General features: G+C 28.0%; 15 protein-coding genes and 1 riboswitch. Of the genes, 4 read left to right on the top strand and 11 right to left on the bottom strand.

Translation table 11 applies throughout. The features are described 5' to 3' along the window. Positions 1 to 131: 131 nt before the first annotated feature. The 4 genes from X275_RS04400 to X275_RS04385 all read left to right on the top strand — a co-directional run bounded on the left by X275_RS04400 (position 132) and on the right by X275_RS04385 (position 4021). A complete protein-coding gene (locus X275_RS04400; protein WP_047267718.1) occupies positions 132 to 1397 on the top strand; it encodes an SLC13 family permease in 1266 nt (421 codons plus the stop codon). Positions 1398 to 1428: 31 nt separating this feature from the next. Continuing rightward, entirely contained in the window at positions 1429 to 1980 is a 552-nt protein-coding gene (locus X275_RS04395; protein WP_047267717.1) for a macro domain-containing protein, read from the top strand. A gap of 1 nt (position 1981) precedes the next feature. Next, positions 1982 to 2566 carry a hypothetical protein gene (locus X275_RS04390; RefSeq protein WP_047267716.1) on the top strand — a complete coding sequence of 195 codons (585 nt, stop codon included), beginning with the start codon at positions 1982 to 1984 and terminating at the stop codon, positions 2564 to 2566. Between the two features lie 105 nt (positions 2567 to 2671). Then, positions 2672 to 4021, top strand: a complete 1350-nt coding sequence (locus tag X275_RS04385; protein ID WP_052913634.1) for an FAD-dependent oxidoreductase — start codon at positions 2672 to 2674, stop codon at positions 4019 to 4021. 81 nt (positions 4022 to 4102) lie between these two features. Here the strand turns inward: X275_RS04385 and X275_RS11495 are convergent, their stop codons facing one another. The 11 genes from X275_RS11495 to X275_RS11685 all read right to left on the bottom strand — a co-directional run. Next, positions 4103 to 4243, bottom strand: coding sequence for a hypothetical protein (locus tag X275_RS11495; RefSeq protein WP_156168682.1), 141 nt, complete (start codon positions 4241 to 4243; stop codon positions 4103 to 4105). A gap of 372 nt (positions 4244 to 4615) precedes the next feature. After that, on the bottom strand, positions 4616 to 5803 hold the full coding sequence (locus X275_RS11490; protein WP_052913631.1) for a thiamine-phosphate synthase family protein: 1188 nt from the start codon (positions 5801 to 5803) through the stop codon (positions 4616 to 4618). A gap of 11 nt (positions 5804 to 5814) precedes the next feature. After that, on the bottom strand, positions 5815 to 7116 hold the full coding sequence (gene thiC, locus X275_RS04375; protein ID WP_047267714.1) for a phosphomethylpyrimidine synthase ThiC: 1302 nt from the start codon (positions 7114 to 7116) through the stop codon (positions 5815 to 5817). Positions 7117 to 7128: 12 nt separating this feature from the next. After that, on the bottom strand, positions 7129 to 8196 hold the full coding sequence (gene thiH, locus X275_RS04370; protein WP_052913625.1) for a 2-iminoacetate synthase ThiH: 1068 nt from the start codon (positions 8194 to 8196) through the stop codon (positions 7129 to 7131). A gap of 1 nt (position 8197) precedes the next feature. Continuing rightward, a complete protein-coding gene (locus X275_RS04365) occupies positions 8198 to 8965 on the bottom strand; it encodes a thiazole synthase (RefSeq protein WP_084825107.1) in 768 nt (255 codons plus the stop codon). Further along, entirely contained in the window at positions 8958 to 9155 is a 198-nt protein-coding gene (gene thiS / locus X275_RS04360; RefSeq protein WP_047267713.1) for a sulfur carrier protein ThiS, read from the bottom strand. Before thiS ends, X275_RS04365 begins: the two co-directional genes overlap by 8 nt. Positions 9156 to 9206: 51 nt before the next feature. After that, positions 9207 to 9316: riboswitch (TPP riboswitch) on the bottom strand. A gap of 109 nt (positions 9317 to 9425) precedes the next feature. Next, positions 9426 to 9593 carry a hypothetical protein gene (locus X275_RS11485; protein ID WP_156168676.1) on the bottom strand — a complete coding sequence of 56 codons (168 nt, stop codon included), beginning with the start codon at positions 9591 to 9593 and terminating at the stop codon, positions 9426 to 9428. Between the two features lie 12 nt (positions 9594 to 9605). Beyond that, positions 9606 to 10895, bottom strand: coding sequence for a hypothetical protein (locus X275_RS04355; protein WP_047267712.1), 1290 nt, complete (start codon positions 10893 to 10895; stop codon positions 9606 to 9608). 4 nt (positions 10896 to 10899) lie between these two features. Further along, complete coding sequence (locus X275_RS04350) at positions 10900 to 11256, bottom strand: hypothetical protein (RefSeq protein WP_047267711.1); 357 nt, start codon at positions 11254 to 11256, stop codon at positions 10900 to 10902. Positions 11257 to 11309: 53 nt separating this feature from the next. Beyond that, entirely contained in the window at positions 11310 to 12296 is a 987-nt protein-coding gene (locus X275_RS04345) for a hypothetical protein (protein WP_047267710.1), read from the bottom strand. Between the two features lie 14 nt (positions 12297 to 12310). Continuing rightward, the coding region (locus X275_RS11685) for a hypothetical protein (protein ID WP_047267709.1) at positions 12311 to 12522 on the bottom strand (212 nt) is incomplete at its 5' end.

Raw genomic sequence — 12522 nt, 5'->3', positions numbered from 1 at the left:
CTTTAAAATTATTGATTTTCATCGCTATATACTCTTAAAACTTTTTTAAACCTTAAAATATTTTTCAAGAGAAATTTAAAGAAAAAGAGTTTAATTATAATGTTAAAATTATCTAATTGGAGGCGGTCTATATGTCAGCGTTTATTGTTTTACTGATAACCATAGTAGCATATTATTTTATTATCTTTGCAAAAAACGTTAAAAAATCGATTATTACCTTTCTCTTTGGTATTCTACTATTCATATTAAAGCCTGTAGACGGCCTAGAATTTGAAAATATTGGAAGAATTGTAAGTTTTGAAACGCTCGGAATACTATTAGGAATGATGATCATAGTAGAAATATTAAAAGAAAGTGGTTTTTTCACATTTGCCGCTGTTAATGCAATAAAATTAAGTAGATATAAATTTTGGGTAGTTTTGACCTTACTAATGCTATTAGTCGCTCTTTTTTCTGCATTTTTAGATAATCTCATTACAATTATGCTTATTGCTCCTATTATATTTTTAGTTGCTGATACGCTTGAAATAAACCCTGTTCCGTTGATGTTGTTAACAATAACTATCGACAATATCGGCGGAATGAGTACTTTAATCGGTAGTCCGCTTAATATTGTTTTAGGCTCTATTGGGGAGCTTCATTTTACAAAATTTTTAATTACAATGCTTCCAATTACAACATTATCCTTTATTTCTGTTCTTATTATGTTTAAATTCAACAACAAAGTAGACACAAAAACTTTCAATGAAAAATTAAAAACACTATCTAATATGGATCCTGAAAAAGCTATTGAAAATAAGTCATTGATGTATAAAGGAGTTACAATATTTATTGTTGTTTTAATGGGTTTTATGTTTCATTCTATAATAAAGATAGATCTGGCTTTAATCGCTCTTTCTGGAGCTTTAATACTTATGTTGTTAACTCAAAAAGATTTTGAAAGCATGTCAAAAGATTTAGACTGGGATACCATGTTTTTTTATGCGGGCTTATTTACAATAGCTTTTTCATTAGAAGAAATCGGTGTAACTAAGATGATTGCAAATATTTTTAACCCTTTAATGGGCTCTCCGATAATATTAATGATAGTGATTATGTGGTCTTCTGCAATTGTCATTCCATTTTTGAGCGCAGTACCTGGAACACTCATATTAGCCCCTGTTATTAAATTATTAGTATTAAACGGAGCTCCTTATGAATTATGGTACGCTTATGCTATTGGCGCAAATTTAGGCACCAATTTAACTCCTTTAGGTGCTGTTCAGAATATTGTTGGAGTATCTTTACTTGAAAAGAATTACAGCAAAACAGTTACTTTTAATGAGTATATGAAAAAATCTTTTTTCCCTGTTTTAATCCCTATGATTTTAGGTACTATCTATTTATTTTTTATTTAATTTGCTAATGATTGTACCTGGAGGTGTTGTTATGAATAAAGTATTATTTGAAAAGAAAATAAACAACATCGTTTTAAAAATTATTATGGGCGATTTAACAAAAGAAAAGGTTGATGCAATTGTAAATGCGGCTAATTCTTATCTTTCTCATGGTGGTGGCGTTGCTGCAGCCATCGTTAAAGCAGGAGGATATCAAATTCAAAAAGAAAGTGATGAATATATTAAAAATAATGGTATAATAAAAACAGGTGAAGTTGCTGTTACGAAAGCAGGTTCTTTACCTGTTAAATATGTCATTCACACAGTTGGACCTGTATGGCACGGAGGGAATGACAACGAAGAGAAATTGCTTTATAATTCTGTTTTTAATTCTTTTAAAAAAGCTGACGAAATGAAACTTTCTTCAATTTCTTTACCTGCAATAAGTTCTGGAATATTTGGCTATCCATTTGAAAAAGCATGCAAAACTTATTTAAAAGCCGTAAATGATTTTTCAAAAATATCCTTATACTTAAAAGAAATGAGATTTTGTTTTTTAGAAAAAAATAGAGCTTTCACATTTATGAAAATCATAGGAGGATAAAATGGCAACTTTAAAAATCCACAATGAAAAAAGAAAAAGAAAACATTTATTGTCTGAAAAAATTAAATCAACTAAAAAAATTGAAAATAGCGTTAAGCAACAAAAAGAAATGGTCGAAAATATTTCTTCTGGAAATGCTTTAATTGGATGGTTGAAAATTATTTTTTCAAGCTTTAACTTTTTAATATCCTTTTTTTTAACTTTACTTATGAGTATAATATATTTTCAAAAACCGCTAATCCAAAGTATGCTTGGAAACCAATTCACACTTGATGTTTTTAATATAATAATCCTTGGAATATTATATCTTTCTTATAGTATTTTTGAACAATTTAATGCTATTTATTATTTAAAGGGTAAAATAAGAGCAACTAAAATTACAGCTTTTATGAAATTTTTAATATCTATGATTATGATATTTTCGATTTTATATTTAATATTCAAATATGGTATTCAATGGTTTGGAATTTCATTATTTGGAAAAACTTCACTTGGAAAAAATCAATTATTTTATATACCAAGCATTGTATATTTGACTTATTCTGTTTTTTTATCTTTGCTGTCTTACTATGATATATTAAATTAATATTTTGTATAGATAGTTATTATTTTAAGGGGCCATGCTCCTTAATTATTTAAAGATAATGTTAATATTAATAGCAAAACATTAATAATAAACGGAGGTGTTGTTATGAAAAAAATGGAATACGATGTTGTAATTTTAGGCGGAGTAGCCGCTGGAACAAGTGCAGCGGCAAGTGCAAAGAGGATAAATAAAAATTTGAAAATAGCTATTTTTCAAAAAGAACCATATATATCTTATGGTGGGTGTGGGCTGCCATATGTCATTAGCGGCGATGTTGAATCCGCTGAATCTGTAATTGCCTTAACTCCTGAAAAGTTTAAAGAAAAAAAAGGTGCTGATGTTTTTGTAGAACATGAAGCTTATAATATCGATTTTTCGAATAAAGTTGTATATATAAAATCACAAAACGATGAAAAAATTGTTTCGTATAATAAACTAGTGATTTCTACCGGTGCATCTCCAATAATCCCTTCATTTGATACCTGGGGAGAAAATGGTATTTTTAAATTAAGAAATCCTGATGATGCAAGAAGTATTTTAAATTTTATACATAAGAATAACCCTAAAAAAGCAATTATAATTGGAGGAGGTTTTATCGGAATTGAAACTGCCGAAGCATTAAAAAAACATAATATAGATATTACTATAATTGAGGGAACTGACCATATTCTTGGTGAAATCGAACCTGAAATTCATGAGGAATTTATAAATAGTTTAAAAGATAAAGGAATTACATTTGTATTGAATACTTTTGCCGAAAATATTATAAAAGAAAATGGGATATTTAAAGTAATAACAAAAGATAGCGTTTATACTGCTGATATGATTATAGTGTCAATAGGCGTAAAACCAAATACAGCATTTTTAAAAGAATCTGGTTTAATAATGGCAAAAAATGGCGCTATTATAGTAAATGAAAAAATGGAAACAAATATAAAAGATATTTATGCAGCCGGTGACTGTGCAACAGTAAATCATTTTATTACAAAAGAAAATGTTTATATCCCGCTTGGAACTACCGCAAACAAGCAGGGGAGGATTGCGGGAAAAAATATTGCTGGTATAAATGATTCATTTATTGGTGTTGTGGGATCATTAATTACAAAATTTGAAGATATTGAATATGCAAAAACTGGTTTAACTTTAAAAAAGGCGAAAGAAAAAGGATATGATGCAGATGCCGTATTTATTAAATCTGGAAGCAAAGCCCATTATTACAAAGGATCGAAAAAATTAAAAATTAAACTTGTTTTTGAGAAGAAGACTGGAAAGATTTTAGGAGCACAATTTGTAGGTGGTGAAACTCACCCAAGGTTAAATACAATTACTTCATTATTATATACAAACGGCACAGTCGATATGCTAAGAAATATGGATTTGGCTTACTCACCTCCATTTTCTCCAGTATGGGATATTGACCTTGTAGCAGCAACACAGGCAATTAAAAAAGTATAAGCGTCAAACTCAGGAAAAATTTAATACTATATAGACAAAATCAAGATAAAAGAGTGTCCAAAAAGTAAAGTTGCTCAAACCTTAATTGCTAATCTTCAAAAATAGCATATTTTCGCCGGTCGTATCAGACTCACATCCATGTTCGGCTTCACTCAATTTTGCATCCATGCAAAATTGACCGGCTTCATATGCTATTTTTTCAGGCAATTTTCGAGTTTTCACTTACTTTACTAATTGGACACCCTATCAAGATAAAATTGTTTAGAATTATTACTCATGATTTAACCTCCCTGTAAAAGTGTATAGTTTGATTTTACCGAATCAAATAATAATTTAACCAATTATATTGCACACCAGGGAGGTAAACTTTTTAAAAAGCTAATATGAAAGTATTGTGAACAATGGTATTTTAGAATTTTTGAAGATACTAATTTTATTAATAAAAATGAGGTGCTTCGAGCACCTCAAATAAAAAATCCTCTTCCTGTATAAAAATCCATATAAATTAGAGTTTTTAGTGTATACAGTATAATTAATTAACTTTTTTGTATTTTCTATCCCTATACATTTTATTTGTCTATTAAAAAAACTCTATCAATCAGACAAAACTACATCCCTTACTTTTTTAATAACTTCCTTTGGATTTCTTCCAAAAACTCTAATCATTGCTTCTTTTCCATAAAAACCGTCATCCCAAACAAAATCTACTGGTTCTTTTGTTGTTTCATATATATTTGAAAGTCCATATGGAATAGAATATCCTTCTTTAGTTTGAATTTCTATCGGTTCTTTACTTCTATCAAGATAAAATGTCTTATAACCTTTTTCTTCAGCCTTTTTAATATATTCTTTTTTATACATAATATTCATTCCAGACCTTATCCATGGGAAGTATTTCATTGTGGCGATAACCGCCCTTGCCATATGGCTTTTTCCGAAAAATGCTGGTTCATGTATAAAATTTATTTCATCACCAAGTTTATGTATTCTTCCGGGAAATTTTCCAACATCATTTTCATTTTTTGCCTCTGGCATTGCAAATGCTATATTTTGACCAACTTCTGGTATGGTATATTTTCCCAATTTTATTATCTCAGGTTTTATTTTCCAGAGTTCTTTGATAATATAATCTCTATGAATTTCATACGTTATTCTTTCTGTTTCTACAGAACTTTCAGAATTTTCAACCAGTTTATTCATATAGTACAATGAGGCTGTTATGGATTCTTCAATGGTATAGCCAATATGAATGTGTGCTGATATTAGAGATGAGAATACGCAACCCGTTCCGTGCAATTCCTTTTTATATCTTGGTGAATAGAATCTTTTATTTTTATATATTATTTCTATTTTTTCAGTATTTTTGTGACCACCTGTGATTATTACATCACATTTGATATCTGTCACTTCATATTCTTCTGAGTTCATTATCATTAAATCTACGTATTTTGAACCTTCATTTACATCTTCTGGTGGTATTATATTGTATCCTGAAGAGGTTTTAATTACAGGATTCCATATTATTTTTGATTCATTATATCTTTTTCTCAAAATTTTAATTTGTTTTGAATTTGCCATTCCCACCTTTATTAAAAAGAATTTATCAAATAAGTCAAATTCTTCAAAGTTTTCTCTGAACTCCACACTTTTAAATTCTTTTTCATTCTGTACTGTGTATGCTGATATAATAGCTTTTGGACTTATTTTAAACATTTTCATTATTGATATATCCTGTAATATACCTGCTCCACCAGATGGATCAAATCCTGAAAATACAAGCATCATAATTCCTCCTATTCTATTAACAATATTTCTGCTTTTTCGAGGTATTCCTCTGTAATTCTCATTGCGCATAATGGTCCACACATAGAACACATATTACTTTCTTTCCCTTTTCTTGCGGTATAGAATTTTTTAGCTTTTTCCTGATCCAATGCAAGTTCAAACTGTTTCTCCCAGTCGAACTGTTTTCTTGCTTTGCTCATTTCATTATCAATATCCATGTTTTTTCTATTTTTAGCTATGTCCGCTGAATGAGCTGCTATCTTTGTTGCTATTACCCCGTCTTTTATATCTTCTATAGTTGGCAATCTGAGATGTTCCGCAGGTGTTACTGCACAAAGGAAATCCGCTCCTTTGGCTGCAGCAATAGCCCCACCTATTGCAGAGGTTATATGGTCGTATCCTGGGGCAATATCCGTTGTGATTGGACCAAGTACATAAAAAGGTGCTCCATTACAGATTTTCTTTTGTAATATCACATTGGCCTCAATTTCATCGATTGGCATATGGCCCGGACCTTCAACCATTACCTGAACTCCGGCTTCACGGGCTCTTTTTACAAGTTCTCCCAATCTCAATAATTCCTCAAATTGAAGGTCATCGGTTGCATCGTGGAGGGATCCAGGTCTCATACCATCACCAAGGCTTATTGTTATATCGTATTCCTTACATATTTTCAGTATTTTATCATAAAATTCGTAAAATGGATTTTCTTTGTGATTTTTTATCATCCATCCAACAATTATTGAACCACCACGTGAGACTATTTTTGTTATTCTGTTTGAATTTCTCAATTTTTCAATGGTTGTTCTGGTAATACCTGCGTGTATTGTCATAAAATCAACACCATCTTCGGCATGGTCTTTTACCATTTGAATGAAATCTTCAGCTTCAAAATCAATTACTCTTTTTTTCTGTTGTACGGCTTTTGTTGCAGCATCATATACTGGTACCGTCCCAACCATGATATTTGAATTTTTGATTATTTCACTTCTTATATAGCTTAAATCTCCCCATGTTGAAAGGTCCATTATTGAATCCGCATCATATTTTTCTGCAATTCCCAACTTTTTAATTTCTTCATTTAAATCCGTGTATCCCTGAGAAGTACCTATATTAATATTTATCTTTGTTTTTAGTCCTTCACCAATAGCTCTGATATTTTTAAAATTATGATTTTTATTTTTGGGTAACACGACTCTTCCAGAAGCTATTTTTTCTCTCAATAATTCCGGAGATATATTTTCATGCTTTGCTGCTATTATCATCTCTTCCGTAATAACGCCCATTTTTGCGAATTCCAATTGTGTCATTTTCTTTCCTCCTTAAAACCAGTTTACTGTTGTAGGATTATATCCTCTACTTTTTATATAGTTAATAAACTCCTGAAAGTTTCGTTTATCTTCTATTTCAAATTGTTTTGTTGATTCTTTATATATTGTATATCCACCAACTTTTGTTGTTGAACCAGCTGACATCTTTGTTGCAATTCCCACGATTGCATTTCGAAAATCAACATTTTCACGTGTTGAAATATTTATATGAACCCTTGGAAAAATCAATTTTAAAGTAAGAATGTAATGTATAAGCTGTTTATCAGGAATAATATAAAAATTGTTTTTTACATTGTATGCAGATTTTATCCTTGGAAAGGATATTGCATATTCTATTTCAGGATAATTTTTTAATAGATAATCCATATGATACGCAAGCATTATTATTTCAAATTCTGGTTCATATAATCCAAGTAATGCGCCTATATTTATTTCCCTAATTCCGGCTTTTATTGCATGTTCTATTGTATCTAGGCGTTTTTTATAATTGCTTTTTGGGCCAAAAAGATGGACTTCTTTATATTCTTTTATGCAATATGTTTCCTGATACATTGTAACACCTATTAATCCCACTGAAATAAGTTCTTTATAATCATCTTCTTTTAAAGAATACGTTTCTATAGAAATCTCTTTGAAAAATCTTTTCAATAATTTTATTGTATTATATAGATAATCTAAATCTGTAGTTACAGGGTCTTCACCTGTTAATATGAGGACATGGTCTATGCCTGTGTTTTTTAAATATAAAGCCTCTTTTTCTATTTCTTCATATGTTAATTTTTTTCTCTGGATCTTGTTTGTTGCCTTGAATCCGCAGTATGTACATCCATTTATGCAATAATTTGATATATATAATGGCGCATATAGAAATATAACATCACCAAAGAATTTTCTATTATTTTTCATTACTTTCTTCGCCATTGTTCGAAGATTTATGTTTTCAAGTAAACCAAATATTTCATTTACAGCAAAAAACTCTTTGTTTAAGTTGATATAGTGTTCTTTTTTTCTTTCATTTTCTACATATTTGATGATTTTTTCAACATTCTCAGAAAACATGTCAATCTCTTCCTATATAATCGAACAATGGCGAAGATGCTTCTGCCACCTCTTTTTCTTCAGGCATTCCTGATAGATATGCGAGTCTCCCAGCTTCAGCAGCAAGAGAAAAAGCCTTTACCATCTTGACGGGATCATCTGCTATCGAAACTGCTGTGTTTGCAAGAACTGCATGACAGCCAGTTTCCATTGCTTCTGCTACATGTGATGTTTTTCCTATTCCTGCATCTATTATTATCTTCACATCAAATTCGTTTAAAAGAATCTTTACAAACTCCTTTGTTCTGAATCCTTTGTTTGTACCTATTGGTGAGCCAAGTGGCATTAAGATCTCTGCACCATTTTCTATCATTTTTCGCGCATCATATAAATCAGGATACATATAAGGAAATACTTTAAAACCATTTTCAGTTAGTAATTTACATGCTTTTATGGTTTCCTGATTATCCGGCATTAGATACTTTGAATCATTTATGATTTCTATTTTCACCCAATCTGTATTCATTAATTCTTTTCCAGCTTTTGCAATCAACAATGCCTCATGTGCATTTCTTGCCCCAGATGTGTTTACCATTATTTTTTTTACATTAATATAGTCTAAAATACTTTCATTCATGTTGCTGTATGAAGCCCTTCTCATTGCAACGGTAACTACTTCTATATTTGATTCTTCTATGGCTTTTTTCATAATATTATAATCCCTAAATTTTCCTGTTCCCATGAAAAATAGATTATTGATTTCTTCACCGTAAAAATTAATATCAACCACCTCCCACTACCGTAATGATTTCAATTTTGTCGTTTTTGGATAAACGATGTTCAATATAATTCTTGATTGAGATAATTTCGCTGTTTTTTATTACAACGACAGGTTTGTTACTTAAAGAGAGTTCTTCGAGTAATTCCTTTAATGTACTGCTTTTACACTCTTTTTCTTTACCGTTTATATATACTCTCAAGAGATCACCTCCTGCTATAAAAAAATCCCCTGCACGAAGCAGGAGATTGATTTCTATCTCTGCTCCGCTCCTTTCGCTGGTATTAACCAGATCAAGTTATAAGGGTCAGAGGCTTCCACCTCACTCTCAGCTACGGATTAGTAGCTCCCCTGCGGATCTTTTTTATTCACTTTTCATTTTGATTATATCATTATTTTTCTTTTATTTCAAGAGAGGCTGTTTGTATTTTTTATTTTGGTATAAGTTTCAATAAACTCTTCAATTTTTAAATTATAATATATTATTTTCATTTTTTATTTCATAGACTGAATTTAAATTTGAGACATAGTATTTATATGCATCTTCATAATTTAAAAAAATATTTTTAATATTATTTTCCCCATACGCAATAATGAATATGCCAAAAATTGTTAATAGTAAAAAAATATTTTTTTTCATCTCTTCCTCCTGTTATTCTATTTCTTTAAATATTACAAATCTTTCATAAAATTTATCATATACATAATAACATAGTATATTGTTTATTTTTTTTATTTTTATATCAGTAGGTATAAATTTATATGGTTGAACAGGTTCTTTATCCCCAAAATTCAAAAATATTTTTGCATTTTTTTCAACTAAACCTATATCTTTAATTTCATATTTTTTTATAAAACACAAATTTCCTGTATTTGTGTATCCCATTTTTGGGTCAGTTGTTAATAAATATAAATTATTTTCTATTAATTCTGCTGCATGCGTAATTTGTTCATATCTAAAAGAATATCTTGTATCAATAATTTTATTTCTTTCAGTTATTCCATCTTCTGTAATCTTCCATAAAGCAAGTCTGTTTATTTTTTTATAAAGATTATATTCTTGATTATTAATATTTTCTTCAAATATCAGTAAATATGGTATTTCTTTATCTTCTAATAAAAATGATTCCATTTTACTTGTTTCAAATAATTCCTGCTTTATTTCATATTCTTTTTTTATTCCATATATTGTATATCCAAAGTATTTTTCTTTTTTATTTAATGAACTATATTTTCGATATATAACACTATGAATTTTTTTTGAATTTATATATTCATATACATTACTAATTATATGAATATTTTCATTTTTATCTATCATCATTTCCTTTCCGTGGCTATATCCAACTACAGAAATATTTTTATTATAATAATCTTCTTTTGTTTTCTTGGAAATAAGGTTTGCAATATCTTCAAAAATATAAAAATCTATCATTTTAAAATCTTTGTTAAATACGCTTATTCCACTGTTTGTAAAAAAGTATATTTTCCCATTTTTTTCTTTTATATCTCTAACAGCAAGTCCTTCTGCAAATGGTGGTGGTGCAAATTTTTTAATTTGTATTTTTTTTATTTTTTTAGTTTTTAGATTGATAACATAAACAAAGGCTTTACGTTCTTTTAAATCTAAATAATCAACGGGCATTCCATATGATACAACTACTCCTTTAAAAATATATATATTATTACCATCTTCGCTAACTATCCAATACATAGAAGATAATGGAAAATATTCATTTATTATTTCTTGTGGTATAGTAATAATCTCTTCTTCTGAAATATCTGAACCATCATCAAATTTATATTTTTTGTCTGTTGCTATTGTATATATTGGTTTTAAATTTAATGGTTTTATTTCTCTAAAATAATATTTTAATTCATGAGGAAATATAATTACCAACATTGCAACTAAAAAAAAGTATAGGATTATATATTTTTTCATTTTCTTACCATCCTTTCACCCTAAGTTTTATATCTTGATAATTCATTTTTCTTGCTTCAATATTTGCAATACTAATTTTATTACGATATTCTAATTTTTTATTCTCCAGCATATGTGAGTAATCAAAAATTTTTAATTTTATTCCGGCATTTAAATTACCATAAAATCTATCATTATAAGGATAATTAGTGTATATGGAAAAATTCGATAATTCATAAAATTCAGTTTTCTCGTTTTCTAATACTACTTGAAAATCTTTTCCATTAAATATTTTTAAAAAATATTTCTTAAAATATTCTCCATTGTTAGAAAATATAGTTATACACAATATTGTATAAAAAAATATTATTATCCTTTTCATGTCTTACCACCCTTCATTATTATATGGAGGAGTTGATAACTCCTCCATATTTTTTAAATATTTAAACTTAGAACATATAATATATAATTTTCTTTGTTTATAAGATATATATTTTTTTCATCAGCATCTAGTATTAATTTGTTTATACTTCCCACTTTTTTATCGATCACTTCTTTTATCGGTATTTTTTTAAATAACTTTGAGTATCCTTTTTCATCTGTTCTTGTGTCTATTATATAAAAATTCTTTTCATCCATTATTATTATATAATTTTTAAATTTTGTGATTTTTATATAATCTTCGATAAAACTACTATATATTTCTCTTTCTTCATTTTCTGATATAAAATCAAACTGTGTTTCTATTACCGAATATTCTCTGTTGCTAAAGTTTTTAATATTTAAATCAAAATCATATTTTATTATACTTATATGCGGATATTTAAAAGTTGTATCATATACAATAACATAGACATTATTATTTACAATCATTATTTTGTTTTTATTAGGAAAACCATTTCCTTTTTTACTTACTCCATTATTTATATTATAATAATATAAATATCCTTCTTCATTAATTAAAAAAATATCGTTATCCCTGGCATCAAATGAAATAAAGGAAGTGTAGCGAATTTCTCCTTTTATTTTTATCGTTTTTTCTTCATTATTTTTAGGTGAAAATATATACAAATTTCTTTTTTCACCAATCTGATCTATTATATAAATTTTATCATTTATTACTTTTAAAAATTCGGTGTAATATGGTTGTTTTGAAAATGGATTACTTTTTACTAAAACCGGTAGAGAAAAGTTTTTAAAAAATTCAAAAAAATTAGTTACCTCTTCATTATAAATATTATATCTTTCAATATTTAAATTATCAATATCTTTTATTAAAAAAATCTGACCATTATTTGTTCCAATATACTTATCTAAATCAACTTTAATAGGATCAATATATATTTTATTTTTCATTGATAAATTATGCGAAAAAATCATTACATTAATAAAAACTATTAATACTATTATAAATTTTCTCACTTTTTCACCTCTCGTTAATAGTTAATTTTAACATATCTTGGAGCAAGCACTTCTAATTTATCTCTTCTTGTTCCAGATGGCATATCTATTCTTATAATGTTTTTCATTTCATCATTAGTTAAAACTTTTACATTAACAACTTTTGAATCAGCAAAAATATTTACTGGAATCATATTTACAAACATCATCAACAAAATAGCATATATCACTACCTTTTTCATTTTCC

Origin of the sequence: Marinitoga sp. 1197, from assembly GCF_001021165.1 — a bacterium.
GTDB lineage: Bacteria > Thermotogota > Thermotogae > Petrotogales > Petrotogaceae > Marinitoga.
Note: the sequence above shows the minus strand (reverse complement) of the source record. Positions and strands in the feature narration are given on the sequence as shown.

Coding starts and splice junctions, on each gene's coding strand:
- X275_RS04400 (WP_047267718.1), top strand. CDS start 132: ATGTCAGCGTTTATTGTTTTACTGATAACCATAGTAGCATATTATTTT.
- X275_RS04395 (WP_047267717.1), top strand. CDS start 1,429: ATGAATAAAGTATTATTTGAAAAGAAAATAAACAACATCGTTTTAAAA.
- X275_RS04390 (WP_047267716.1), top strand. CDS start 1,982: ATGGCAACTTTAAAAATCCACAATGAAAAAAGAAAAAGAAAACATTTA.
- X275_RS04385 (WP_052913634.1), top strand. CDS start 2,672: ATGAAAAAAATGGAATACGATGTTGTAATTTTAGGCGGAGTAGCCGCT.
- X275_RS11490 (WP_052913631.1), bottom strand. CDS start 5,803: ATGCTTGTATTTTCAGGATTTGATCCATCTGGTGGAGCAGGTATATTA.
- thiC (WP_047267714.1), bottom strand. CDS start 7,116: ATGACACAATTGGAATTCGCAAAAATGGGCGTTATTACGGAAGAGATG.
- thiH (WP_052913625.1), bottom strand. CDS start 8,196: ATGTTTTCTGAGAATGTTGAAAAAATCATCAAATATGTAGAAAATGAA.
- X275_RS11485 (WP_156168676.1), bottom strand. CDS start 9,593: ATGAAAAAAAATATTTTTTTACTATTAACAATTTTTGGCATATTCATT.
- X275_RS04355 (WP_047267712.1), bottom strand. CDS start 10,895: ATGAAAAAATATATAATCCTATACTTTTTTTTAGTTGCAATGTTGGTA.
- X275_RS04350 (WP_047267711.1), bottom strand. CDS start 11,256: ATGAAAAGGATAATAATATTTTTTTATACAATATTGTGTATAACTATA.